At 69.9% G+C, this 25461-nt stretch carries 26 protein-coding genes; 19 read left to right on the top strand and 7 right to left on the bottom strand.

Annotated features, from left to right (window positions below; all coding sequences use genetic code 11):
• Positions 1-54: 54 nt before the first annotated feature.
• The 5 genes from ACZ6NZ_RS23600 (at position 55) to ACZ6NZ_RS23580 (ending at position 4589) form a co-directional block, all read left to right on the top strand.
• Entirely contained in the window at positions 55-1029 is a 975-nt protein-coding gene (locus ACZ6NZ_RS23600; protein ID WP_465860190.1) for a DUF418 domain-containing protein, read from the top strand.
• A gap of 98 nt (positions 1030-1127) precedes the next feature.
• Positions 1128-2024 (top strand): ABC transporter ATP-binding protein, encoded by an 897-nt coding sequence (locus ACZ6NZ_RS23595; RefSeq protein WP_465860488.1) that lies wholly within the window; start codon positions 1128-1130, stop codon positions 2022-2024.
• Complete coding sequence (locus tag ACZ6NZ_RS23590) at positions 2021-2770, top strand: ABC transporter permease (protein WP_366609771.1); 750 nt, start codon at positions 2021-2023, stop codon at positions 2768-2770. The genes ACZ6NZ_RS23595 and ACZ6NZ_RS23590 overlap by 4 nt, the downstream gene beginning before the upstream one ends.
• Positions 2771-2784: 14 nt before the next feature.
• Positions 2785-3939 (top strand): sensor histidine kinase, encoded by a 1155-nt coding sequence (locus ACZ6NZ_RS23585; protein WP_465860189.1) that lies wholly within the window; start codon positions 2785-2787, stop codon positions 3937-3939.
• Positions 3936-4589, top strand: coding sequence for a response regulator (locus ACZ6NZ_RS23580; protein ID WP_465860187.1), 654 nt, complete (start codon positions 3936-3938; stop codon positions 4587-4589). The genes ACZ6NZ_RS23585 and ACZ6NZ_RS23580 overlap by 4 nt, the downstream gene beginning before the upstream one ends.
• A 120-nt stretch (positions 4590-4709) precedes the next feature.
• Here the strand turns inward: ACZ6NZ_RS23580 and ACZ6NZ_RS23575 are convergent, their stop codons facing one another.
• Positions 4710-5240: a hypothetical protein gene (locus ACZ6NZ_RS23575; RefSeq protein ID WP_366609776.1), complete on the bottom strand. Its 531-nt coding sequence runs from the start codon at positions 5238-5240 to the stop codon at positions 4710-4712.
• A gap of 330 nt (positions 5241-5570) precedes the next feature.
• Here ACZ6NZ_RS23575 and ACZ6NZ_RS23570 point away from each other — a divergent pair, with 330 nt between their 5' ends.
• Positions 5571-6350, top strand: a complete 780-nt coding sequence (locus tag ACZ6NZ_RS23570) for a hypothetical protein (RefSeq protein WP_465860186.1) — start codon at positions 5571-5573, stop codon at positions 6348-6350.
• A 6-nt stretch (positions 6351-6356) separates the two neighbouring features.
• On the opposite strand, the gene ACZ6NZ_RS23565 is transcribed toward ACZ6NZ_RS23570, so the two are convergent.
• Positions 6357-7070, bottom strand: a complete 714-nt coding sequence (locus ACZ6NZ_RS23565) for an NUDIX hydrolase (protein ID WP_465860185.1) — start codon at positions 7068-7070, stop codon at positions 6357-6359.
• A 343-nt stretch (positions 7071-7413) separates the two neighbouring features.
• Between ACZ6NZ_RS23565 and ACZ6NZ_RS23560 the strand changes: the two genes are divergently transcribed.
• From ACZ6NZ_RS23560 to ACZ6NZ_RS23520, 9 genes are all read left to right on the top strand, one after another.
• Entirely contained in the window at positions 7414-8103 is a 690-nt protein-coding gene (locus tag ACZ6NZ_RS23560; protein ID WP_465860184.1) for a PASTA domain-containing protein, read from the top strand.
• A complete protein-coding gene (locus tag ACZ6NZ_RS23555) occupies positions 8091-10109 on the top strand; it encodes a phosphorylase family protein (protein WP_465860183.1) in 2019 nt (672 codons plus the stop codon). Before ACZ6NZ_RS23560 ends, ACZ6NZ_RS23555 begins: the two co-directional genes overlap by 13 nt.
• 41 nt (positions 10110-10150) lie before the next feature.
• Entirely contained in the window at positions 10151-10921 is a 771-nt protein-coding gene (locus ACZ6NZ_RS23550) for a hypothetical protein (RefSeq protein ID WP_366609783.1), read from the top strand.
• Positions 10918-12285, top strand: a complete 1368-nt coding sequence (locus ACZ6NZ_RS23545; RefSeq protein ID WP_465860182.1) for a DUF4407 domain-containing protein — start codon at positions 10918-10920, stop codon at positions 12283-12285. Before ACZ6NZ_RS23550 ends, ACZ6NZ_RS23545 begins: the two co-directional genes overlap by 4 nt.
• Entirely contained in the window at positions 12282-13004 is a 723-nt protein-coding gene (locus tag ACZ6NZ_RS23540; protein WP_366609784.1) for a vWA domain-containing protein, read from the top strand. The genes ACZ6NZ_RS23545 and ACZ6NZ_RS23540 overlap by 4 nt, the downstream gene beginning before the upstream one ends.
• Entirely contained in the window at positions 12997-14151 is a 1155-nt protein-coding gene (locus ACZ6NZ_RS23535; RefSeq protein ID WP_465860180.1) for a protein phosphatase 2C domain-containing protein, read from the top strand. The genes ACZ6NZ_RS23540 and ACZ6NZ_RS23535 overlap by 8 nt, the downstream gene beginning before the upstream one ends.
• A 19-nt stretch (positions 14152-14170) precedes the next feature.
• A complete protein-coding gene (locus ACZ6NZ_RS23530; protein WP_465860179.1) occupies positions 14171-15253 on the top strand; it encodes a hypothetical protein in 1083 nt (360 codons plus the stop codon).
• A gap of 1 nt (position 15254) precedes the next feature.
• The gene (locus ACZ6NZ_RS23525) at positions 15255-17561 is read left to right on the top strand and encodes an ATP-binding cassette domain-containing protein (RefSeq protein ID WP_465860177.1); all 2307 of its coding nucleotides are present in this window, start codon (positions 15255-15257) and stop codon (positions 17559-17561) included.
• Between the two features lie 89 nt (positions 17562-17650).
• Complete coding sequence (locus ACZ6NZ_RS23520) at positions 17651-18019, top strand: hypothetical protein (protein ID WP_366609791.1); 369 nt, start codon at positions 17651-17653, stop codon at positions 18017-18019.
• A gap of 176 nt (positions 18020-18195) precedes the next feature.
• Here the strand turns inward: ACZ6NZ_RS23520 and ACZ6NZ_RS23515 are convergent, their stop codons facing one another.
• The 5 genes from ACZ6NZ_RS23515 to ACZ6NZ_RS23495 all read right to left on the bottom strand — a co-directional run bounded on the left by ACZ6NZ_RS23515 (position 18196) and on the right by ACZ6NZ_RS23495 (position 21597).
• Entirely contained in the window at positions 18196-18573 is a 378-nt protein-coding gene (locus ACZ6NZ_RS23515; RefSeq protein WP_465860176.1) for a hypothetical protein, read from the bottom strand.
• A gap of 263 nt (positions 18574-18836) precedes the next feature.
• The gene (locus tag ACZ6NZ_RS23510; RefSeq protein ID WP_465860175.1) at positions 18837-19115 is read right to left on the bottom strand and encodes a hypothetical protein; all 279 of its coding nucleotides are present in this window, start codon (positions 19113-19115) and stop codon (positions 18837-18839) included.
• A 285-nt stretch (positions 19116-19400) separates the two neighbouring features.
• Positions 19401-19898 (bottom strand): DUF3237 family protein, encoded by a 498-nt coding sequence (locus ACZ6NZ_RS23505; RefSeq protein WP_465860174.1) that lies wholly within the window; start codon positions 19896-19898, stop codon positions 19401-19403.
• Positions 19895-20362: a MarR family winged helix-turn-helix transcriptional regulator gene (locus ACZ6NZ_RS23500; RefSeq protein WP_465860173.1), complete on the bottom strand. Its 468-nt coding sequence runs from the start codon at positions 20360-20362 to the stop codon at positions 19895-19897. Before ACZ6NZ_RS23500 ends, ACZ6NZ_RS23505 begins: the two co-directional genes overlap by 4 nt.
• Complete coding sequence (locus ACZ6NZ_RS23495) at positions 20359-21597, bottom strand: flavin-dependent oxidoreductase (protein ID WP_465860172.1); 1239 nt, start codon at positions 21595-21597, stop codon at positions 20359-20361. Before ACZ6NZ_RS23495 ends, ACZ6NZ_RS23500 begins: the two co-directional genes overlap by 4 nt.
• A gap of 236 nt (positions 21598-21833) precedes the next feature.
• Here ACZ6NZ_RS23495 and ACZ6NZ_RS23490 point away from each other — a divergent pair, with 236 nt between their 5' ends.
• The 4 genes from ACZ6NZ_RS23490 to ACZ6NZ_RS23475 are packed head-to-tail and all read left to right on the top strand — an operon-like array spanning position 21834 to position 25191.
• Positions 21834-22808, top strand: a complete 975-nt coding sequence (locus ACZ6NZ_RS23490; RefSeq protein ID WP_465860171.1) for an ABC transporter substrate-binding protein — start codon at positions 21834-21836, stop codon at positions 22806-22808.
• Positions 22809-22815: 7 nt separating this feature from the next.
• Complete coding sequence (locus tag ACZ6NZ_RS23485; RefSeq protein ID WP_465860170.1) at positions 22816-23586, top strand: ABC transporter permease; 771 nt, start codon at positions 22816-22818, stop codon at positions 23584-23586.
• Positions 23583-24398 (top strand): ABC transporter permease, encoded by an 816-nt coding sequence (locus ACZ6NZ_RS23480; protein ID WP_465860169.1) that lies wholly within the window; start codon positions 23583-23585, stop codon positions 24396-24398. The genes ACZ6NZ_RS23485 and ACZ6NZ_RS23480 overlap by 4 nt, the downstream gene beginning before the upstream one ends.
• A complete protein-coding gene (locus ACZ6NZ_RS23475) occupies positions 24391-25191 on the top strand; it encodes an ABC transporter ATP-binding protein (RefSeq protein WP_465860168.1) in 801 nt (266 codons plus the stop codon). Before ACZ6NZ_RS23480 ends, ACZ6NZ_RS23475 begins: the two co-directional genes overlap by 8 nt.
• Positions 25192-25461 lie beyond the last annotated feature (270 nt).

Genomic DNA, 25461 nt, shown 5'->3' with positions numbered 1-25461 from the left:
CCCGACCGGGTACGACTGCTGTGGCATTGACGGATGGCACCCTCGACTGATTCCGTGGCGCAACCGACCGGGCCCCACCGCATCGACGAACTTGACGCGCTGCGTGGGCTCGCGCTCCTCGGCATCGTCATGTTCAACATCGTCCAGATGACGCACCTGACCCGGGTTTCCGGGCCGGCGGATGAGCACGTCGGCGCGTACCTCTGGGAGCTGCTCTTCGTGCAGCGGCCGTTTCCGATCTTCTCGCTGCTCTTCGGGATCAGCTTCTCGCTCTTCCTGCGGACGGCGGCTCGGCGCACCGACCGGCCCCGGCTGGTGCTGCTGCGCCGGCTGCTCTGGCTGGGTCTCTTCGGCGCGCTGCACACCCTGATCCAGCCCGGTGAGGTGCTGAAGTTCTACGCCGCGTTCGGGCTGGTCGTGCTCCTGCCGGCGTCGTACCTGTCCCGGCGCTGGGCGCTCGGGCTGGGCATCGTGTTGACCCTCGCCGCCGCGTTGACCTTCAACGGTGTCTTCATCATTCCGGGGCTCTTCCTGCTCGGTCTGGCGATCGCGGAATACGGCATTCCGGACACCCTGCCGTCGCGGGGCCGGCAACTCGCCCTCGCCCTCGCCGTCGCGGTGCCGGTCGCCGCGGTCATGGGCTGGTTGCAGTTCCGGGCTGGAGTCGGCCCGACCGCCAACTACCGCATCCTGCCGGCCGGTCTCGCCTTCGCCTTCCTCTTCACCGTCGGGTTCCTGCTGCTGATGCGAACCGCCCTGCGACGGCCGCTCGGCGCGCTGCTGTCGCCGCTCGGTCGGGTGGCGCTCACCAACTACGTCGGCGCGTCGTTCCTGATCGTGGGCGGTGATGCGCTGCTCGACGTCGGCTCCCGGTCCTCCTACTCGGCCGTCGTCGGACTGGGCCTCGCGATCGGGGTCGTACAGGCGATCTTCAGCGTGCTGTGGCTGCGCTGGTTCCGGTACGGCCCGCTCGAATGGCTCTGGCGGTGCCTGACCTGGTGGCAGCGGGTGCCTATCCGCCGCGCCTGACGCGGCGACGGCCGGTAGAACCTGGGTACCACTGGCGGGTCGGAAGAGCCGACCGCGGTACCACGATGAGGGCTGCGCCCAGACCTAGCGTGGTCAGCATGATTCAGATACGCGAGGTAACCAAGCGGTACGGGGCGAAGACGGTCGTCGACCAGCTGTCGTTCACCGCGAAGCCCGGACAGGTCACCGGCTTCCTCGGACCCAACGGCGCCGGCAAGTCAACGACCATGCGGATGATCGTCGGTCTCGATGCGCCGACCTCTGGCGACGTCCTGGTCAACGGCAAGCCCTACACATCGTCCAAGGCACCGCTGCACGAGATCGGCGTTCTGCTCGAGGCCAAGGCCGTGCACCCGGGGCGTACGGCGGTCAGCCACCTGCTCTCCATGGCCCGGACGAACGGCATCGCGCGCTCGCGCGTCGATGAGGTGCTCGACCTGGTCGGCCTCTCGGCCGTCGCCCACAAGCGGGTCGGCGCATTCTCCCTCGGCATGGGTCAGCGGCTCGGCATCGCCGCCGCGCTGCTCGGCGACCCGGCCGTGGTGATGCTCGACGAGCCGGTCAACGGCCTCGACCCCGAGGGTGTCCTGTGGGTGCGCAACCTGCTCACCGGCCTGGCCGCCGAAGGTCGCACCGTGATGCTGTCCTCGCACCTGATGAGCGAGGTCTCGCGGATCGCGGACCACCTGGTCATCATCGGCCGGGGCAAACTGCTGGCCGACACCACCGTGGCCGACTTCGTGACCGCCGAGGGGGTCCGGGTCGTCACTCCCGCCCCGGACGCGCTGCGCACGACGATTGCCGGCCCGGGCGTCACGGTCACCTCGACAGGTGCCGAGGAACTGCTCGTCGCCGGCGCCTCCGCCCGCGTGATCGGGCTGGCCGCGGCCGCCCGCGGCATCCCGCTGTTCGAGCTCACCCCGCAGAACGCCTCGCTGGAAGAGGCGTTCATGGACCTGACCCGCGACGCTGTTGAATACGAGGCCGCCCGATGAAGATCACCCCTGGTGGCGTTGTCGCCGCCGAATGGACCAAGTTCTCCTCTCTGCGCTCCACCTGGATCACGACCGGCATCTCCGTCTTCCTCCTGATCGTCTTCGGCATGATCGCCTCCGCGTCCTTCTCGGGCGACAACATGAGTTCGGTGGGCCTGATCCTGTCCGGCAGCGCCCTGGCCGCCCTGTCCGTTGGCGTGCTCGGCGTGCTGCTGGGCGCGAGCGAATACACCACCGGCATGATCCGGGCGACCCTCGCCGCGGTGCCGCGCCGGTTGCCGGTGCTGTGGTCGAAGAGCCTCGTGGCTGGCTTGGCCGCCTTCGTCACGATGACCGTCGGCGCTTTCGCCGCCTTCGCCGCAGGATCGGCCGTCCTCAACGACAATGTCGACGCCTCGGGCCTGGGTGACGACGGCGTGCTGCGGGCCCTGCTCGGCGCCGGCGGCTATCTCGGCCTGGTCGCGGTGCTCGGCGTCGCGCTCGGCATGCTCGTCCGCTCCAGCGCCGGCGCCATCACGATCCTTGCCGGCCTGCTGCTGATCGTGCCCGGCCTGGCCCCGCTGCTGCCGGACTCGATCGCCGATGCCGTCACCCCGTACCTTCCCAGCAACGCCGGCGGCGCGGTGATGGAACTGACTCCCACGGACGGCACGCTGGGTCCGTGGGCCGGTCTCGCGGTCTTCGCCGGGTACGTGGTCGTGACGCTCGCCGCCGCCGCTTATCGGCTCAAGAAGACCGACGCGTAAGGGAGACTCGGGCGATGAGCACGCAGGGATGGCTCGTGGACCGGCAGGCACGGCTGCGGGCGTTCGACCGGCGCCACCCGTGGGTGACGGACACCCTGGTGGCCGTTCCGATCGTGCTCTTCAGCATCCCGAACATCATCGAGAAACCCCTGTCGGCGATCATCGCGACCCTGGTGCTGCTGCCACCGCTGTACTGGCGGCGGCGGTACCCGTTCCCGGCGTTCCTGGCCACCGTAGCCACCGACCTACTCCTGAGCAGGATGGGCATCAGCGTCGGCGCCGGGGTGATCCTGCTGGTGATGCTCTTCGGGGTGGCCTCCCGAGGTACCTGGCGGTCGCTGGCCTGGGCGTCCGGGATCACGGTGGCCCAGATGCTCGCCGAGATCTACCTGTTCGGGTCGGTCAGGCAGGACCGCACCCTCACGTCGTTGCTGGCTCTCGGGGCGATCGTGGCGGCGGTCGCGTCCGGCGTCGCGGTGCGCACCCGCCGGGCGTACCTCATCGCCCTGGAGGACCGGGCCGCCCGCCTCGAGATCGAACGGGATCAGCAGGCCCGCCTGGCCGTCGCTGAGGAGCGGGCGCGGGTGGCCCGGGAGATGCACGACATCGTCGGCCACCACGTGTCCGTGATCGTCGGCCTCGCCGACGGCAGCGCCGCCCTCGCCACATCGCGGCGGGAGCAGACCGCCGAACCGCTCCGGCTGATCGGCGAGACCGGCCGCCAGGCGCTCGCGGAGCTGCGCCGGGTGCTGGGCGTGCTACGCGGGGAGGACACCGACCCGCAACTGAGGCCGCAGCCCGACATCGACGACCTCGACCGGCTGCTGCCGAGCGTGCGGGCAGCAGGGCTGCCAGTCACCTACTCCACCTCGGGCGAGCTGCACACCCTCAGCAAAGGGCTGCAGCTCGCGGTCTACCGCATCGTCCAGGAAGCGCTCACCAACGTCCTCAAACACGCCGGGCGGGGCGCGACCGCCGACCTGAGCCTCAGCGTCTCCGACGGGGAGGTACGGGTCCGCGTACGCGACAACGGCCGGGGCGCCCCCGCCGCCCCGAGCCACGGTCTGCTCGGCATGCGTGAACGCGGAGCCATGTACGGCGGGGTGGTGACCGCCGGCCCGGCCGAGCACGGCTGGGTGGTCGACGTCGTCCTCAAGGAGCCCGCATGACAACCGTGCTGATCGCCGACGACCAGCCGCTGCAGCGTATGGGTTTCAAGATGCTGCTCGATGGAACTCCCGGAATGACCGTCGTCGGCGAGGCATCGGGCGGCGCCGAGGCGGTCCGGATGGTCGACCAGAGCCGCCCCGACGTGGTGCTGATGGACGTACGCATGCCCGGCATGGACGGCATCGAGGCGACCCGGCGCATCACGGCGGCCGGCTCGCGCACCCGCGTCCTGATCCTGACCACCTTCGAACTGGATGAGTACGTCTATGCCGGGTTGCGGGCCGGGGCCAGCGGTTTCCTGCTCAAGGACGCCCGGCCCGAAGAGCTCATCGCGGCCATCCGCGCCGTGGCTGCCGGCGACTCGGTGGTGGCTCCCAGCCTGACCCGCAAGCTGATGGACGCCTACCTGCAGGAACCGGCGCCGGCCACGTCCGAGGATCCCCGCCTGGGCACGCTGAGCGAGCGGGAGCGCGAGGTGCTCGAGGCGATCGGTCAAGGCGCCACCAACACCGAGATCGCCGAACGCTTCACGCTGACCGAGTCGACAGTGAAGAAGCACGTCGGACGGGTCCTGTTCAAGATCGGCGCCCGAGACCGGATCCAGGCGGTGATCTTCGCGTACGACAACGGCCTGGTCCACCCCCGCTGACCGGCGCAAGGGTGGTGACTCGAGGAGAAGCGACGTCCGGGTGGTCGATGGGCTGCCCGAGCCGCGCCACACAACCGGTCGGCGCCCGAGAGCCTGGAGCGCCCGAGCGCACGGCGGGTGCTATCCGGGGGTGTCGTCCTGCCGGGCCGGCCCGAAGAGAGTCATGACGAGCGCCACGATGCTGAAGAAGCCGGATCCCAGGGCCAGCAGAAGCGAGGGTACGAAGGCAGATGGCGGTGGCACCCAGCCACCAAGCACCCAGGGCAGCGTGACAAGGACGACGACAGCGGCCGTGGTGGCGACTTCGTTGATGACGAAGGCGGTCGATATGGCCGAGGCGCCGCGAGCGAGTGTGCGGTAGGTCGTGTTGGCAGTCAGGGCAACCAGCACGACCGAGAGCGCGATGAAGGTGAGAGCACCCCAGAACGGCTCCAGGCCGGCGAGTGTGAGGGACACGAGGAGCGGAACGGCCGACACCAAGAAGATCCACCGCACTCCCGAGCGCATGTAGCGGTCGGCCGCGGCTGCGCCCTGGCGGTTCTTGTGCAGGTCGGAGTCGAGGTAGAAGAAGACTCCGACGAGAAGTGTGCCGACAAGAGCGGCGGACACTTCTGCCATCGTCAAGAAGAACTCGTCACTGATTTCCCGCATCGCGACCGACTCCCCTTCGGCATGGAAGACGTCCCGACGCCAGCCCCTCGGTAACCATACGGCCGACCCAGGAGGGTTTGTGCCTGTTTGCGGCCTCGGGCTGTGCCGGTGACAAGCCCATGCGTTCAGACGCGAGTTGTCCGACGAACGCACATCACAGTCGGGTGTGGTGACCCATCGACCCGGCGGGTCACACGCCGGTACGCGCGGCCACTCTCCCTTTCCTGCGCGACAGAGCCTCAGCTCCTGGGGCGGCTGGCGGCGGTGTGACAGATTCTCAGTATGCCGCCGACCACGAGCCACCCTGGTCCTCCGGCCCGAGCCCATCGGATGTCGCCGCTGCGCACCGTCGCTGCCGACCTCCGCAGGGGCCGCAACGCCGATCTGTACATCGCGGTTCTGGTGGCGGCTGTCGTGGCTGTGCTGGGTGTGTTGAGCGTGGTGGACGCTGGGGTCATTGCCGCGGCGACACTTGCCGTTCTTGCCGTCATCGCCACGTCGGTACTCACGGGACGGCACCAGACCGAGGCGATCGGCCGGGCGCTGGACCGTCTGGCCATTGAGGCGGACGGCCCTCTGCCCGCCAGCCGGTTCCTGCTCGCGCGGATGCCTGGGCTGGACGCCGAGGCCGCAACCGCCAGCGACATCGGCCTCGTGGGGGTGACGTTGACCCGTACGGTCCGCGACCTCCTGCCGGTCCTCGAACGGCGGTTGGCGGCTGGCGGACGGGTGCGGGTGCTGCTGATCGACACGGAGAGCAGCGCGGGTGTGGAGGCCGTGGCACGCAGCCGCAAGGCCGACGCCGCGGACTTCTACCGCCATCGAGTGGCCGCTACCGAAGATCTGCTGCGGGTGGTCGCGTCCACATCACCCGACGGCAATCGCCTCGAGCTGAGGCTGCTGCCGTTCGTGCCGACGTTCGGCATGTGCCTGCTCGACCCCAAGGAGCCGCATGGGCGGATCCACGTGGAGATCTATCAACATCGGACGCTGGCCTCGGACCCGTGCTTCACCCTGCAGGCCGGGCGCGACGGACACTGGTACGCGCTGTTCCAGGGACAGTTTGAAACGCTCTGGGAGTGTGGGCGACCGATCGTGCTGACCACCTAGCGACGGTCAGTCGCCTGCCGCCGCGGGATGCAGCGACTGCCGCAGCATCGGCGGATGCAGGTTGTCCGCCGATCCGCGCTGGTAGAGCATCGCCGGTCGACCCAGCCGGGAGGAGGTTCGCCGACCGGTGGCGACGATGAAACCGTTGGTGTTGAGTACCTTACGACTGAAGTTGCGGTGGTCCAGGCCGATTCCCCACAGCGCCTCGTAGACCCCCCGCAGGTCGGCGATGGTGAAGGTGTCGTCGCAAAATGCCGTAGCCAGGGTCGTGTACTCCAGCTTGGTGCGAGCCCGCTCCAAGGCGGCAGCCAGGATCGCCGTATGGTCGAATGCGAGGTCCCCGTGCGGGCCGAGCATCCGGTCGACCGGTTCCCAGGCGGCCGCCATGGCGTCAGACCCGGCTCGGGGTGCCGGCAGGTCCGGTGCGACCGCCAGGTAGGCGACTGTGACCACCCGGCCGCGCGGATCACGCTTCGGATCGCTGAACACGCGGAGTTGTTCCAGGTGTAGTCCGGCCAGGCCCGTCTCCTCCGCAAGCTCTCGGACGGCCGTCTCGTCAACCGTCTCACGAGGGCGGACGAAGCCGCCGGGAAGCGCGGGCCGACCGCGGAAGGGCTCGTTGCCCCGATTGACGGTCAGCACCTCCAAGCGGCCGCCACGGACGGTGAGGATCGCCAGGTCGGCAGTAAGCCGCAGTTGCTCATGTGGACGTCCGGTCACCGCCTCAGGATATTTCATGTCCTGTTGACAGCAATCGGCGGACTATTTATTGTCTCCATGACAGTAAATAGTCGTCCCGCCGCACTATCGGGCGGTGGCCTGTCCACCGTGCGACAGGGTGGCGGCCAAATTGGACGATCACCTCCGGTCCGATTGACGGGACCGGCCGACACGATTCGCCTCGTCGACGCCGCTGGACCGCTGTGTCAAACGCCACGAAAGGCTGTCGCTCCGAGCGATCTCACACCGTTACGGTTCGATCCACCCTCAGTGACAATCCGCCGAGGCACCCTGCTCGTCCTCCGCCGCACTCCTCCGCTGCACCACGATTGAGGTGACAGACGTGTACCCCCGACCCCCCCGCCTCAGCCTGTTGATCGTCGCCGGGCTCAGCGTCGCCTTGTCGACGACGGCGTGCGCCGACGATGCTGCCCAGCCCACCGCTACCCGCGCCGCACCGGCTACCACCTCTGCTCCGCCGGTCGCCTCCCCGTTGCCCGAGCCGTCCGCCACTGGCGTCGCCTCTACCGGTACCGCCCCGACGCCGGCGCTGCCCGACGTCACCGGCAAGCGGCTCAGCGAGGGCGAGGACGTCCTGCGCGCAATGGGCTTCTTCTCCGTGCAGGCAGTCGACGCCAGCGGCGACGGCCGAACCATCCTGGAGAAGAACAACTGGCTGATCGTCCGACAGGACCCGGCCGCCGGTTCCCCTCTCCCGCAGGGGCTGACCGTCACCCTCGGCGTTCTCCGACCGACCGACCGGCAGCCCGCCCCGGCGGTCCGGGAAGGCGTCGTCCCCAAGGTCGTCTGCCGCGACCTGCAGGACGCCCAGGACGCGCTGCGCGAGGCCGGCTTCTACGTGCTCGTACCCCACGACGGCCTGGGGCAGGGCCGCCTTCCATTGCTCGACCGCAACTGGATCGTGATCGGACAGTCGCACACGGCCGGTAGCCGCCCGGAACGTACCGAGAAGATCGAGTTGACGGTGGTCAAATTCGGTGAGCCCACCGGGAACTCGCGATGCCCGAGCTGAGCCCGCTGCCGACCTGGGCGGAGTGCCGCGCCGCCGCGCGTTCCGTCTGGACCGCGGAGTACGCCCGCGAGGCAGTCGCCAGCGTGCGCCCCCGTGGAGTGTTCGGCGTCTTCCGTCGTCGCGGGCCGCTGCCCCTGCTGCTCTATGTCAGCGCCCGGGAGGGACGGCTGGTGTGGCGCAACCCGGACTCGCTGGCGTTGCTTCAACCGCCCGGCGACGTCACCCAGCCCGCGGCGGGAGGCCTGCGGCTGAGCCTGCTGCGCCTGCTGGTGCGCGGCTGGGACGGCCTCCTGTTCGCCGTGCCACCCGCACTCATGCTCGCCGGGTCCGGTCTCGCCGCGCTGGCGCTGCTCCGCACTGGCGCCCCCGGCACGGGCACGGTCGGCCTGCTACTCGCCCTGGGCGCGATGCTCCACGTCAGCATCCTGGCCACCTGTCTGGTTGTCATCGCGTTGGGCCGGCTCCTGCGGGAGTCCGTTCGGCGAGCACCGGAGGACGACCGGATCGCCGCCGAACTGCTGCCCGGTCACCGCTGGACGCTGGCCTTCTGCCACCACGTCGACGATGGGCGCCCCGCGTTGCTGCTGGAACTCGCCCATCAGCAGCTCGCCGACCTGCTCCACGCCGACGTCGTGGAGCTCGGCCGGGACCGGGGCGTGGAACTGGGGCAGATTCACCTGACGGAGACGCTGATCTGCCTTCCGCAGGCAGTGACCACTCAGGCGATGCGCGACGTGCTGGACATCTGGACGGAACAGGACCGCACCTTCGGCGCAGGCGCCGCGGTCTCGGTGAAGATCGCCGCACACAGATCGGCGCGTCCGCCGGACCGCCTCTATGACCGGGGTGGCTTCATCGTCTGGTACCTGGCGGGGGAGGCAATCGCGCTCGCCGTCACCGCGCGGTTCGTCGCCGACGGCGAGCGGGCGGCCTGCGTGGCCGCCTGCGACGGGCACCCGGCCGACTACGGCCTCGCCCTGCGTTGGCTGAGTTCCCGGTTGTTGTTCAGCGATCCCTACGGGCTGACGCCCGTCACCCATCAGGCGTGGGTGCTCGGCCTGCTCACCAGCCTCATGTCGCTGATGGGGATCTTCATCGCCGTGACCGCGACCCAGCAGTACCTCCGCGGCCGCCGCGCCGCGCTCATCGCCGCCCAGAGAAGGATCGACATGCCGAACCAACGCACCAGGACCCTGATCATCGTTGCCACGGACGAGGAGCACCAGGCCGTCCGCGATGCGGTACGGGAGAGCAACAAGGCGACCCCACAGGACGAGTTCCTCCACCACCAGAGCGTCGCGCACCTCGGCGAGATCAGCCGTACGAAGATCATGCTGGTGCAGGTGGAGCCCGGCTCCGTCCAACCGGGTGCCGCCGCGATCTCCGCCGCGGCCCTGGTCTCCCAGCTTGATCCGGACTTCCTCATCCTCACCGGGATCTGCTATGGACTCCGGCCAGACCTCCACGAATTCGGTGACATCCTGGTCTGTACCCAGCTACGGGCGGTCGACCATCGCAAGGAGGCCGAGCCAGCCGGCCAGCCGGTGCCGGCGCCGTTCCGCAGCGCCGCCGAGGCAGCCGCAGCGCTGAAGGGCACTCCGGCGCCGCCGGGTCCGAGAACCGTGCGGGTACGAGGCGACCACGTGACCCCGTCGATCACCCTGCTCAGCCGGCTCCGGACCGTCGCGCGGCATTGGGCCGACGGCGGCCGAGTCCACTTCGGCCCGCTGCTGTCGGCCAGCACGCTTGTGAGTTCCCGCTCGCTGCGGGACGAGCTGCATCGCCAGCAGCCGGAGGCGATCGGTGGGGAGATGGAGGGCGCCGGTGTGTACGCCGCGGCGGCCCACGCCAAGGTCGACTGGATCGTCGTCAAGGCCATCTGCGACTGGGGCTTCGGCAAAGGTGACGAGTTCCACGAGGAAGCCGCCCGCAACGCCGCCCGTTTCATCGTCCAAGCCGCCGAACGGCGCGCGTACGACAAGGCGCCGCCCCGCGGATCGATCTAGCACCCCCGTCCCCGCCCGGTCCTTCGAGAGGCGACACATCGATGAGCAACCACGCGGAGCCCCGTGACGGCGAACCACCCCGGGAGCACGGCTACCCGGTTCTGGACTCGGCGGAACTCAGCCCCGTGACCCGGCGATGGTTCCGCCGTGCCCGCCGCGAACTGCACGAGATCCCCCGGCAGCCGCCAGGGACCGTGTTGGTCTTCCAGCACGGCGACGCGTACGAGACGCTTGCCGAACCGGACCTGCGGCTTGACGCGCCGCTGGTCGTCGACGCGGTCGCGGTGGCGGTGGTCTCCACCCGGCACACCCTGCGCGAAGCGGTCGCCTACCTACCCAGCGCCGACACGCGTACGTGCGTGTCGCTGCGGGCACGGTTCCACTGCTGGGTGACCGACCCGCAGCTGGTGCTCGACGCCGGCTGCTGGGACCTCGACTCCTTCCTCGTCGACCACTTGGTCGCCGATCGGCGACTGCGCTTCATCGCGCAGTCCACCGACCCGCACACCGGGTGGCCGCTCTTCCATCGCAACGCCACCGCCCGGATCTTCGCGTACCACGATCTGCACCCGCTCATCGTGCCCGGGTTGCGGACCAGGCTGGTGGACGTCGCGGTGGAACCGCAGCGCCTCGCCACCCCGCCGCGGCCGCGGGACGATTCGCGGCCCATGGAGGTGCCGCCGGTGGTCGAGAACCACGGCCCTGACGCCTCCGACGAACGCGACGGCCACCCGACCGGTGACGCAGGGCCGACTGCGGACGGCAACCCCGCCTTCATGCCCGACAACTACACCTGGGGAGGCAACCCGTGACCGAGCAGGTACCCCAACGCGGCGTCGGACGCGCGCTGCGCGCCCTCGTCGGGGTCGACGAGACAATCCTCGACACGGTGCCGACGGAACGGCCCCGCTACACGGCCATGGGCGGAGTGGTGGTCGGCACAGCGCTCATGGCGATGTTCTCGATGACCGTGGCGCTGTACTGCGTCTTCGACGGCTTCCAGCCGAGCATCCTGGCCTTCGTACCGGTGTGGGGGGCGTTCATCCTCTTCCTCGACCGGTGGCTGATGTCCAGCGTGGCGGCGCCGCGGGTCGGCGCGCGGTTCCGCAAGCTGCTGCCACGGCTGCTGCTCGCGATCGTCTTCGGCGTGATTATCGCCGAGCCGCTGTTGCTCGGCGTCTTCCATACCGCGATCGAGACCAGGGTCAATGACGACCGGAACGAGGACGCACTGGAGTACGAGAGCACGCTGAAGCGGTGCAATCCGGTTCCCGGCACCAAGGAGTACGACGGACCGGAGGCAAAGCGGCCCGACTGCGATCAGTACCGGTTCGGTCTGACCTCCGCTTCCGAGGCTCAGCAGCGGCAGGTGAGCGACCTCCAGACCCAGATAGAGAGCCTGCGGACGGATACCGACGCGGACGACAAGGAGTACGCCCGGCTGGAGTCGCTCGCCCGGCAGGAGTGCAACGGCACCGACGGTCCGGAGACCACCGGAATCATCGGCCAGGGACCGAACTGTCGGCGGCTGCGCGCGCAGGCGGATCAGTACCGCCGTGACCAGCGGATGGACGCGAACCACAAGAAACTCACCGACTTGACCAACGAGGTCACCGTGCTCACCGGCAACGTCGCCGCGGCACGAGCGGACACGGCTGACAAGATCAACGCGAGGATCGAACAGGCTACCGCGAAGTTCCGGGCCGATCAGAAGCAGATCGGCCTGTTGGAACGCCTCGGCGCCCTCCGGAAGCTGGTCCGCGACAACCCCGACGTACGCGCATCGGAGTGGGGGCTGCGGCTGTTCTTCATCGCGGTGGACGCCCTCCCGGTGCTGCTCAAGTTCCTCAACGGCTTCAGCTCCTATGACCGGATCGTCGCCGACCGGCTGGCCGGCCAGCGCCGCGCCCAGCGGGTCGTCAGCGAGACAGAACGCCGGCGTCTGGTCATCCAGGAGGAACTGGCCCGGCACCAGATGAACGCCGAGCACGCCTCTGCCGTGGGCAAGGTTGAGTTCGACGCGCGAATACGCAATGTCGACGTGGACCTTCTGCGTGAGCAGGCCACCGATTCGCGAGCGGCCTATCTGCTCCATGACGCGCCGACGATGCCGCTGCCCGCGCCGTCCCGCGCTGAGCCCGAGGACGTCGATCCCGACGGCGGGAGGTACCGGTGAGCGTCGCCGTCGCCGAGCGCAAGAAGTACCCGATCTACATCCTGCTCGACGTGTCCGAGTCGATGCGCCGCGCCGCACCGGGCAGGCCGGCACCCCTGACGGAGTTCCGGCAGATGATCCCCGACCTGATGATGGCGCTGGCCGACTCCAGTGCCCTGACGGGGACGGCGTGGATCAGAGTCATCGCCTTCGGTGACCGACCCGTGCCGCTGTGCCCGATGACCTCCCTCGCCGAGAAGGTCACGGTGAAGAGCCCGCCCGACTCCGTCGAGACGGACTACACGGCCGCGCTGCGTTACCTCCATGAGCAGGTCGGCCCGGACCTACGGCGTATCGAGGCACACGGCGTGCGGCGGGACTACCGGACGAAGGTCGCCAGACCACTGGTCTTCTTCGTCACCGACGGGGCGCCCTACGCCGGTCGCCGGTACCAGTCCCCGGCCGAGTGGCTGCCGTACCGGGACCGTCTCGTCGAGCCGCCGGTGGAGGCCCGCATCGCCGCGATCGGCCTTGTGGGCGCGCACCCGCCCACGCTCTGGGCGATGGCGACCGGCCAGGCCGGCGGGAAGCGCAACGCGTTCGTCGCCGACCACGATGCCTCCGGGGACGGCCTGGCCCGCAGCGTCATCGATGTCATTCAACGCAGCATCACGCTCTCCGTCCGAGCGGGGGACATGGTCATCGACACGCCACGCGGAATGCACCGTGTCGATGGGTGACCTCGTCCTGGCCGTCGCGGTGGTACTCGTCGCCGCCACCGCCGCGTATCTGGTGGTCGACCTGACCCGGTCGAGGACGCACGCGCCCCGTCCCGTCAGGCCCCGCCGACCGCTATGGCACCTCCTCCGAGCCCGCGCCGACGGCAAGCCCGGGGACATCACCGGGCCCGCCGCATCGCGCGGTCTCGCCCCGGCGGTCCGTCCGCCCGAGCCCACGCCACAGCAGCCACAGGAAGATGCGGCGTCCGGCGCGGTCGCCACACCCGCACAGACTGCCGATCCAGGAGTACGTCGCCTCGTGCTCGAACCGCCGCCCAACGGGTGGGAACACGAGCCACGGCTGCCGGACCACGTGACGGTCAGCAGCGCATGGCACGGTTCCTTCTTCCACGGCTGGTGCGGGACCGCCACCGGAACCCGCCCGGTGGCGCGGCTGGGCGTACGCGGGGCGACCCTGCGCGGTGCCACGCACGCCGGGCTCGGCACCGAGGGGCAGGACGCCGTCGGAGCTGCCTGGGACGGGAACCGGACGGCCCTGTACCTGGCCGTCGCCGACGGGCTTGGATCGCTGCCCCGGTCCGGGCGGGTGGCGGTCGAGGCGATCAACGCCGCCCTGCACCTGTGCCTGCGCCGCCCGCAAGGGATCTCCTTCGTCGACAACGGCACGCGCCTGTTCGAGCGCATCGCCGCCGGCATGCGTCGGTCCCTCGGTGCCGAGGATGCTCCGCTCGACGGGGCCTGCACCCTGGTGATCGCCGAGGTGCTGCCGCGCTTCGACGGCGCCGACGTGACCGTACACGGCATCGGCGACTCCGAGGCGTGGGCGCTCTACAACGGCACCTGGACTCCCCTGCACCACGAGCGCGGCGGAGCGGACAACGCCACCCGGGACCTGCCCGCACACGTTCAACCACGGAGCGGCAGTTACCAGCTGCCACCGGGGTCCGTCCTGCTCCTCGGCACCGACGGCTTCGCCGGCGCCCTGGACACCAGCACCTCTCCCCTGGCTCGTTGTCTTGCCAAATCTTGGCGGGTCCGGCCGTCCTGGGTGGAGTTCGTCAACCACGTCGGCTTCGTTGACGAGTACTACGCCGACGACCGGTCGGCGGTCGCCGTGTGGATCGGTGAGGGGGAGTCACTTGACTGACGGGGATCGAGCGGATCCGTTGCACGTGCCTCACGGCCGGCTCCGCGCGCAGGTGGCCCGGCACGTTCTGATCGAGGACGGCGGCAACGCGGTCATCGACTGGTGCCGGTACGGCGAGGACGTCTACCTGTTCAAGCGGTTCCGCGAGGAACACCGCAACGTCGTGGACGAGGCCGCCCTCGTCCGGCTGGTCCTCTGGCGCCGCAGCCTCCCCCCGGACCGCCGCAGCCGACTCGACACGTTCACGGCGTGGCCCCGCTACGTCGTGCGAGACGGTGACGGGCGGGTCGCCGGCGTTCTCATCCCGGCCGCAGGCCATCGGTTCTTCCGCGCCACCCGGGACGGTCGGCTGACCCCGCGCGGCCTGTACGTGCTGCTAGGCGTCGGGGGACGCCCCGGCGTGCCGGTCCCGGAGCGGATCCGCGTACTGGCTCGGTTGATCGGCGCCGTGCGATGGCTGCACCGGTGCGGAGTCGTGGTCAACGACCTGCAACCCGAGAATCTGCTCTACTCGGTCGACGGGCGCGACACGGCGGTGTACATCGTCGACTGCGACTCGATGGTGTCGGTGCGGCACTGGGGACGGGTGGCGCCGCCCGCCGCCCCGGACCTGATGACCGAGGTGCTGCCCGCCGGCACCGAACCAACCGTCGAGGCCGACCTGACGAAGCTCTTCTGGCTCGTCACCCGGGTGGTGCTCGACGATCCGTCGGTGACCGGCCTCGGCGCCCGGGACGAGGCGGAACTCCTCGCCGCTGTACCGGGCCACAGCCGTGGCCACCTGTCGGCGCTGGTTCGAGACCCCACTGACGCGGCGGCCTGGGACGCCCTGGTCGAGGCGTGGCACGCGGCGCCTCCGTCCCCGCCGCCCCAGCCGCCCGAACCGCTTGCGCAGCGACAGGATCCGGGCCGTGGGTGGCTCCCACCCGGCTGGTCCTACCGCCCGGCACCCGGCCCACCCGTGCTCCCGGCTCGGCTGCGGGGCGGGCCCGTCCTGCCCGGCGGGCGCGCCCTCGCGATGACCGCTCTGGTGGGTTGCCTCGCAGGGCTGGCGTCGCTGCTATCCATCCTGGCCATGGCGCTGCTGTCGGGAGGTCGTTGACATGGGGACGCTGCGAGTCAGCCTTCACGGACGCGAGGTCGAGCTGGCCGAGGAGGAGGTGCACTACCTGGTGCGCGAAGGCGAGCGACTGGCGGTCAGCCGGACACCCATAGACGGTGGGGCGACCCGACAGCTCGGCTTCTTCGTACCGGTCTTGGGCCGGTGGTTCTTCCACGCCGACAACGTGCCCGCCGCTCGTGTGCTGCGGATCGACGGTGCCCCGGTCATCAATGCCCGGCAGGAACTACCCACCGACCGTCCCACCGCGCTCGGGTTGGCGAGCGAGACGCCGACCGGGCCAGTGAACCCGCGCCGGCTCGTCGACGAGAAGACGCTGCCGCCGCCCTCGCCGCGCGACACCGCCGCCGGCGAGCCCTCATCACGCGGGCTCGTCCGCTACGTCATCGGGCGCGCCGGCACCAACGCCGACATCCCGATCGACGATCCGCTGGTCCGCGCGCGGCACGCCACCGTTCGCGTCGACGGCAAGGGCCGGTGGTGGATCTCCGGTGAGCTGTACGTCGACGGCGTCCAGCAGATGTCGGCCACCCTGGCCGATGGGGAGGTCTTCGTCATCGGCCAGACCGCCGTGACGGTGAGTCCCGACCTTCTACCCGGTGGCCAGCGGCCCGAGCTGCGCCAGGCCGGCGTGCGGAAGGTTGGTCCTGCGACGCTGCGGCGGCCCACCACCGAGACCGGGCTCGCGGTGCGGCTTGAGCACCTCACCGCGATCGGCGACCGGGGCAAGATACTGCTCGACGACGTCAGCCTCGACATCACACCCGGGCAGGTCGTCGCCGTGGTCGGTCCATCCGGCGCGGGCAAGTCCTCGCTCATCAGGGTGCTGATGGGAGAGGTGACCGAGAGCGCTGGCATTGTCCACCTCGGTCCGGGCACCGGCGGCCGCACCGATCCGCAACTGCGCCGCCGGCAGGTCCGGTACGTGCCGCAAGGTGACGAGGATCTGTTCGCCACCCTCTCCGCGCGGGAGACGCTGACCTACGCCGCCCGGTTGCGGGCGGCACCGGACACCACCGCCCGGGAGGTCCAAGGCCGGGTCGACGACGTCCTGCGACGGCTCGGCCTCGATCAGCCCGCCGCGCTCGCCGAACGGCGGATCGACAAGCTCTCCGGCGGGCAGCGCCGCCGGGTGTCCATCGGCATGGAACTCGTCGGCGATCCGCAGCTGCTGCTCCTGGACGAGCCGACCAGTGGACTAGATCCGGGCAAGGATCGGGCGATCATGGCCGATCTCCGGGCGGTCAGCGCCACCTACCACTGCACGGTGGTCATCGTCACCCACGCGACCGAGCACCTGGGGATGGTCGACAAGGTACTGGTCGTGGCGAAGGGCGGACGGATCCGCGACGCCGGCCCGCCCGAGACGGTGCTGGAAACGCTCGGTCACGACAGCTGGGCCGACCTGATGACCGAGCTCGACCGTGAGCCGGCAGCATCGGAGAGCCGCGGGCATCCACCCACGACCGCCGCGTTCACACGCAACCCGTCGCCCGCCCGGTGGGCGCTGGCCGGGTTCGGCACCCTGCTGCACCGCCAGTTCACGCTCACCCGTCGGCGTGGGCGGGCATCCCTGGCCGTGCTGTTCGCCGTACCGCTCATCTGCACCGTCATCGCTGTCGTGGCCTCCCCTGACGGCTTGCGGCCCGGCCCGGAGACGGGTGCCGTGCTGGCCATCCTGGTCACCCTCGCGGCACTAACCGGGGCGGCCCTGACCTACCCGGACATCGTCGCCGACGAGCGGACCCTGCACCGTGACTTCCGGGTCGGCGTGGAGGCGCTGCCGATCGTCCTGTCGAAGGCGGTCGTCTACGCCGGCGTCTGCGTGATGCTGGCGGGTGTGGTCACCGTAGCCTTCGCGACGGCACGCGACCTTCCGCCGATGGAGTACGGCGTACCGCCGCTGGTCATGCTCTACGGCGTCGTGCTGTTGACCATGCTCGCGTCGATGGGGATAGGTCTGCTCATCTCGGCCGGCGCGCCGACCCTCGAGCGGGCCGTCACCTGGAGCACCCTGCTGGCCGTGACGCAGGTGGCGCTCAGCGGCACGCTGTTCCGTCTCGACCGGTGGTACGGATTGCCGGCCGACGTCCTGCCCGCGCGCCTCGGGCTGGCGGCGATCGCGTCCTACATGGACCTCAACCGCCACCGCCGACCGGCGCTCTACGAAGACTGGCTGTGGAACCCTGGGGCGGCCCGGTTCTGGGTCCTGAATGCGTTGGCTGTGGTGCTGTTTCTACTCGCCGTGGTCGGCTCGGTCCGGCGCCTACACCGCCGGTGGACGCGCTGACCGCTCTTATCGTTGCACTGGTTGCCCGCCGCGGGCGGCCGTGCCGGGCATGCAACGGTCACGCTGCGGGCGGTCATTAGCCTGGCGACATGCAGCATGATCCGCACGCGCTGGTCGGCTTCTTCGTCACTGAGGTTGGCGTCCGTCAGGCTTGGCCCTTCGTGACCTTCACCAGTAACAGCGGAGCCATGACGGCGACCGAGTTGCGGCTGTACATCGACACGGCGTGCGAGGTAATCCCGCCCCCGCCGTTCGTCGTCGGCCTGGCGGCGGAGGAGCCGGCATCTGCGTTGTCGTCGCTACTGGAAGTGCTGAACCTGACCGTCAATGCCGTCACCGTGGCGGACAACGGCGACCTGGTCCTTCGCTTTGTTGGCGGCATCACTCTGCGGGTGTCGGGCACTTCGAGCGCCTGGACGACCCATGACGCGTGGTGGCTTGGCGACCGGCGCTCATAACGCGGCGCTCCGCGCGTCCCTTCCCTGGTTCCACACCGTCAGTCACGAGGGCGTTTTGAGGTGGGGTGTGATGCTCGAAACGCCTGCGGCCGGAGGTTCGCCGGGCTGCGTTTCGTGCCCCGTCGTAGCCGCTGGGGGCCACGGTTTGCTGGCCTGCGGATGGCCCGTGCTGACCTTCAGACTCGGTCGCCGTGACCGGCGGCGGGGCGGAGATGCTCCCACTGTGGGTCGTAGCAGACGAGCCCGTGCTCGGCGGCCATCTGTGCCGCTCCGGCCGCTACCTCATCGGACCGGTTGAACGGGATCGTGAGGTAGACCATCGGGCCTGACGCCTCGTCCATGAGCCCCTCCGACAGGGGATAGAGCTGGGCGTCGTGGCCATAGAGGTCAGGCCACCGGGCTGCCACAGCATCGACGTAGGCGCGGATGCGCGGCGTCGGCGGCAGTTCCTCTTCGCTCTCGCAGTACTGCTCGTAGAGGGCTTCGTATGCCTCACCGGCCGCTTCGTCGTCGGCGGGCATGTCGCCCTCCCACACCGCCATGTCGTAACTCATGCCCGGAGTGTGCCACTGCTGGCAGATCTCTGAGGAGGGCCGAGGCCCGGGGCGGAGTCTCAAGGTCTTCTGATCCTGCGACTCTCAAGTGCGGCGCGGCCGGGGCCGGGCCGGCGGGGCACGGTCCGCCACCGTCCGAGCGATGCCCACTGGCGTCCACATCGATCGTCACTCGGGTAGTCACCCAGGCTCGCCTGCCTCGCCCACCCACGCAACATCCTGAGGGGTCGCCGGCCATACATGCGGGGCAACGCCTTGCGGAGCTACCAGCGCTCGTTGAATAGCAGTTGCCCGCCGCCGACCAGCATCGCGACGCCCGCGACAATCATCAACACCCCGAAGAGCCTGTCGAACACAATGAAAAAGGCGCGGCGTCGAGCCAGTCGGTCATCCGTCCACCGGAAGGGACTGAGCGGACGCACGACCTGCATCGATAGCTCTATGTGCTTTGTCGCGAAGCCGCGATAGTCACTAGCGAGGGCCGCTCCAATCACGATGAAGAGCACTCCCAACAGAAGCCCGAGCAAAACCCGCCACATCACGATGCCTCCGCCGAACGGCTCCCGGGCAGCCCCGCTGACATGGCGAGACTAGACGAACTCCTCGAGCCATCCCGTGCCGTCGACCCGCCCTTCTGGAGAGCGGGCCGCCGACCGGCCCGCCAGGTCCAGCGGACCTTGACGCACGTACGGACGCTGGTGGGTCGGGCGGTGGTCTGCTCGGGTCATCGGCTGGCGGACGTGGAAGGCATCGAGCGTGCGGAAGTGGTCGGCGACGTCGGCGCGGGTCGAGCGGGGGCGGCCTGTCGCCGCCCTGGGCGCGAACAGCTACGTGACGCGGTAGGCGGTGTAGCGCACCCGGTCGGCCTCGCGGATCGCCGACGCCACGAAGATGGACTGCTCCAGGACGGCCAGCGCGGGCATCGACGTCTCCAGTCGTACGCCCAGCCGGAAGTAGTACTCGGACACCTCGACGGCTTCGCCGCGCAGCAACGCCTCGAGGACCTCCGGGCGGCCGCTGCGGACGCCGAACGTCCGCAGGTAGACGTGACCGCCGTCGGCGGTACGCGCCGAGTAGCGCGTGTCGATCTCGATCGCGCCGTCGGGGCGGACCACCTGCCAGTCGGCGCCGCCGGGCAGGATGTCGGCCTCGAAGAGACCGGTGACCCGGCCGCCGACGACAGGCACCACGCGACGGTGACCGGCACGGGTCATCCCGTGGTCCTCCAGCGCGCCCAGCCGCGCCTCCACCTCGAACGCGGCCTCCAGCCCGGGAACCGGCGGGGCGGTCACGGCGTCCCTACCGGCGGCTCGGCGCGTACTCATGGGGTGTCCTTGGTGTGCGCGAGGGCGTCGCGGAGGCGTTCCAGCGCGGGCACCGCGGCGGCGAGGGCCGCGCGGTCCGCCGCCGGCAGGGTCGCCGCGGCGCGGGCGACCAGGTCTCCGCTCGCGAGGTCGAAGCGGTCGAACAGGTCGAGGGCCTTCACGGTGGCGAGGACGTCGACGTGGCGGTGGTTGCCGGGGCGGGGGCGACGCTCGACGAGACCGTTGCCCTCCATCGCGGTGAGCAGGTTGCTGACCGTGGATCGGCTCAGGCGCAGCCGCTCGGCCAGCTCACCGGGGCCGGCCACGGTGCCCCGGGGCAGGGCCCGCACGATCTCGATCTGCGCGTCCGGGATCTCCGGCAGGTGCTCGGTGGCCCGGGCTGCGGCCAACAGCGTGCGGCGCAGCGGTGAGATCACCGACGCCAGTCGCGCCGCGTCCAGTTCGGTCGGCTCCGGGCCGGTCACGGCAGGACGCCCGGGGAGGCCGTCGGCGTCAGGGAGGCCCGTTCGTTGAGGTCGGCGGGTAGGAAACCGGCCGCCTTCTTGTAGCCGGTGGCGATAGCGGTGAGTTCCTCCGGCGGGATGACGTCGTGGATGTGCGTGAACCCGTCCGGCGCGCGCTCGTGGGCGAGCACCATCACCTGTTCCGGGCCTTGCCGCCGGTTGCTCAGCACGAGCGCGGTGGTCGCGGGCCGCCGGTCCGCCTCGTAGGCGTCGAGCGCCGCCCGGACCGTCGGCGCGGTGGCGAGGTGGAAGGCGAGGGTACGTGCGTCCAGGATCGCCTGCGACGCCCCGTTGGAACCGTTCGGATACATCGGGTGGGCGGCGTCGCCGAGCAGCGTGCTGTTGCCGTGCGTCCACGTGTCGATTGGATCGCGGTCCACCATGGGGTATTCGAGGATCTCGTCGGCGGCGGCCAGCAGTTCCGGCACGTTGAGCCACGCGAAACGCCAGTCCGCGAAGAGCGAGACGACCGGCGCGGGGTCGACCGTCCGGTTCCAGTCCGCGTTGGGCCCCGCGAAACCCGGCCCGCGCCGCTCGGCCACGACGTTGATCAGGCCGGCGCCGATCGGGTACGCCACGAACTTCTGTTCCGCGTCCCCGGCCATGATCATGGTTCGCCCGTCCAGGAATCCGGGTGCCCGTGCCGTCCCCCGCCACAGTGTCAGCCCGTTCCACAGTGGCGCCCCCTCGCCGGGCCGATGGTGACGGCGCAGCGCGGAGTGAATGCCGTCCGCTCCGACGATCAGGTCGCCGGCGACGCTCACCTCCCCCGCCGCCGTCTCGAAGTGCGCGACGCCGTCGCGGACGCCGACGAGCCGGTGCCCGGTGCGCACCGCGTCGGCACCCAGCCGTTCCCGCACCACGGCGAGCAGTTCCATCTGGAACCGACCGCGGTGCACGGAAAGCTGCGGCCAGCGATATCCGGCGTCCAGCCCGCGCGGCTCGCTCCAGATCTGCTGACCGTAGCGGTTGTAGTAGGCAAGCGTGCGGGGTGCGGCACCCAGCCTTTCGATGCGTTCCCCGAGACCCAATTCGGTCAGCTCACGGACGGCGTGCGGGAGCAGATTGATCCCGACGCCGAGTGGGCGCAGCGCGGCGGCGCGCTCGTAGACGGTGATCTCACGGAAGCCGGCCCGGTGCAGGCTGAGCGCGGTGGTGAGGCCACCGATACCAGCGCCCACGATCACGATTGCCACGTCGTCGCCCTCTCCGCCCCGCGCCACCAACCGCACAGTTTGGTCACAAAATCGTCGTCCGTCAAGACGTTTCTCGCCGTCACCGGACAACTCCCACCGCTATGCGATTCGCCCTTTGGAATTCTTGACAATCAATCGCTCCTGCATGACGCTGATCGACGCGATCGGATGCTCTCGGCACTCCGTCGACCCCACTCCTCAGGCTGCACAAGCGCCGCGCACGGAAGGGCCCGTCCATGAAGAAGGTCACTGCCCTCGCTGTTCTCGCCGGCGTCGTGATCACCCTGACCGGCTGCACGGATTCCGATGCCACCGACCCGTCCCCCGGGGCGAGCGGCGACCTGCGCAAGGTCCGCGTGGCGGCGCTGCCGATCAGCGAGACCGCCGCGCTGTGGGGCGGCATCAAGGCGGGCATCTTCCGGGAGCAGGGGCTCGACGTGGAGGTGGTGCCCGCGCAGGGCGGCGCCCAGGCCATCCCGGCCATGATCAACGGCGACATCGACTTCGCCATCGGCCAACCGTTCGGCCCGTTCCGCGCCGATCTGCAGAACCTCGGCGTGGTGATCATCGGGAACTACGCGTCGTCCTACGCCGACGGCGACGACATCAACGCCGTGCTGGCGTCCACGAAGTCCGGTATCACCCGGCCGGCCCAGCTCGCCGGACGCAAGGTGTCGGTGAACAGCCTGGGCGCCGCCGGCGATGTCACGATCATGGCAGCGGTCGAGAAGGACGGCGGCGATCCCACCAAGGTCAAGTTCGTCGAGGTGGCCTTCCCGGACGCACCGGCCCAGCTCGCCGCCGGCAACATCGACGCCGCCTGGGTGACCGAGCCGTTCATCACCCAGATGCGTCAGCGCGGCGACGTTCTCGTGGTCGCTCCATACCAGGCCACCGTTCCCGGACTCACCACCCTGACCACGATCACGTCGAGCAAACTGAAGGACTCCGACGCCACGCTGGTGGCGGACTTCTCGTCGGCGATGCAGAAGACGCTCACCTGGGCCAACGACCCGGCCAACCAGGTCGGCCTGCGGCAGGCCATCAAGGACAACCTCGAACTGCCGGATGCGGTAGCGGACTCCGTCCGCCTCCCGGCGTTCGGGTGGACGATCGACCGGGCCGGCCTGGAGCAACTGGCCACGCTCGCTCAGAAGTACCGCGTACTCGACCGGCAGCCCGACTTCGACCGTCTCGTCCAGCAGCAGTAGCCGACCGATGCGCAAGATCCTGCTGGGCGCCGTCGGCCTGCTGGGGTTCCTCGCCGTCTGGCAACTGCTCCCGGCTCTGGGGCTGGTCGACCCGCACGACCTGCCGTACGCCACCGACGTGTTCGGATGGCTGTTCCACGAGGTCCGCGACCTGGCGTTCTGGCGGCGGCTCCGGCTCACCATGACGTCGTGGGCGATCGGCCTCACGCTGGCGACGCTCGCGGCGGTCACGCTGGGGACCGTGGTCGGGATGGTGCCGTTCCTGCGTCGCGCCACGCACACGACAGTCGAGTTCCTACGGCCGGTGCCGTCGGTCGCGCTGATCCCCCTCGCCGTGCTGATGTTCGGCCTGCAGATGCGCGCCGCACTCGTCATCATCGTCTACGCGGCGTTCTGGCAGGTGTTCGTGCAGGTGATCTACGGCGTCGCCGACGTCGACACGGTCGCCCGGGACACCGCGCGGAGCTTCGGCCTCACCCGCTACGAGCGGCTGCGGTATCTCATCCTTCCGACCGCTCTGCCGTACCTGATGACCGGCCTGCGCCTCGCCGCGGCGGTCGCGCTCATCCTGGCCGTCACCGCGGAGATGGTGATCGGTAACCCCGGCCTCGGACGCATGATCGAGCTGTCGCGCTCCGCCGGGGACGCCGTCGGCCTGTACGGCCTCGTCGTGGTCACCGGGCTCCTCGGCCTCGTGGTGAACGTCGTGTTCCGCTTCGCCGAACGCCGCTCGTTGGCCTGGCACCAGTCGGTGCTCGCGGACGAGGCAACCCGATGACCGCCCTCGGTGCGGGCAGGACCGCCCCTCGCGGCCTCGGCGTCCGGGTCGCCGAGAACGTCGTGTACGCGGTCGGATTTCCCGTCCTGGCCGTGGGGCTGTGGGCCGTCTGGTCCACCCGGTCGGCCAACCGGTTCCTCGTCGGCCCCCGCCCGCTCCTCGACGCGTTCCGGCAGACCTGGATCGGCCCGGCGTTCGTCGACGACGTGCTGCCGAGCGTGTACCGGCTGCTGGCCGGCCTGTTCGCGTCGATCCTCCTCGGTGTCGCCGCCGGCGTCCTCATCGGCCGGTTCCGCCCGCTACGCGAGATCCTCGAACCACTGCTGGAGTTCTTCCGCGCGATTCCGCCACCGGTGCTGATTCCGGTCGCGACGCTACTGCTCGGCATCACCGACACCATGAAGGTCGTCGTCATCTCCTCCGGCGCGATCTGGCCGATCCTGCTCAACACGATCGAGGGCGTCCGGGCGACCGACAGCGTGATGTTGGAGACCGCCGACTCGTACCGGATCTCCCGGTGGCAACGAGTGTGGCTGCTGATCCTCCCGGCGGCGAGTCCGCGCATCATGACCGGCGTACGGCAGGCACTCTCGGTGGCCCTGATCCTCATGGTCATCTCGGAGATGTTCGCGTCCTCGGCCGGCCTCGGCTACCGGATCGCCTACTTCCAGCGGAACTACCTCATCGCCGAGATGTGGAGCGGCATCCTCCTGCTCGGCCTCATCGGCGTCCTCCTCGCCGTGGCCTTCGGCGTCGTCGAACGCCGCGTCCTGCGCTGGTACCACGGAATGAGGGAGGTCTCCCGTGCCTGACGCACGTCCGCTGCTGCGGGTCGAGCACCTACGGAAGGTCTACGCCTCCGGCCGGGGCGAGGTCGAGGCGATCGGGGATCTCAGTTTCACCATGATGCCCGGCGAACTGCTGTGCGTCGTCGGCCCGTCGGGCTGCGGAAAGACCACCCTCCTGAAATGCCTCGCCGGACTGCTCCGGCCCACCAGCGGCCTCGTCGAGATGGAGGGATCTCCGGTGACGGGCCCGAGCCCGGCAATGGCAGTGGTGTTCCAGGAGTACGGCCGCAGCCTCTATCCCTGGCTGACGGTCCGGGGCAATGTGGAGCTTCCCCTGCGACACCAGAAGCTCTCCCGCGCCGAACGCGACCGGAGGGTCGTCGACGCCCTCGACGCGGTCGGACTGCCGCAGTCGGCACGCAGCCATCCGTGGCAGCTCTCCGGCGGGATGCAGCAACGGGTGGCCATCGCGCGCGCCATCGCGTACCGGCCCGAAGTCCTGATCATGGATGAGCCGTTCGCGGCGGTGGACGCGCAGACCCGTGCGGACCTGGAGGACCTCGTACGCGACCTGCACCTGAACCGCGGCATCTCCACTGTCTTCGTGACGCACGACATCGACGAGTCCGTGTATCTGGGCCAGCGGGTGCTCGTCCTGTCGCACTCGCCGACCCGGGTGCAGGAAGACCTCGTGATCGACCTCCCCCGGGAACGCGACCAGCTCACCACCCGGGCGCTGCCCCGGTTCACCGAACTGCGGACCCACGTCTACGCGCAGATCCAGCGGGCCAAGCGTGCGCCGGCCTCGGCACCGTGACGCGCCTGCGCCGACGCGTCCAGGCCGAAGCGTCCAGGGGTCCTGCAGCAGCAACCCTGGCGTGTCCTGTTTCGACAGCGGCAAGATGCGCTGCTGCACCGATCGCGACTCCTGCGCGACAAGACGCCCTCGATAAACAAAGCAAGGCCCTGCTACCTGCGCGGCATTGATCGCGGTCTTGACTCTATGCGCCGCCCTGCTCATGATTTACTGCGGCGGTTCAACAGTGAGGGTCAATGTGATGACGCAGATAGAACCACCGGCAGGAGG

The organism is Micromonospora sp. NPDC047756 (assembly GCF_055587245.1).
This window is presented reverse-complemented; position numbering and strand designations above follow the sequence as displayed.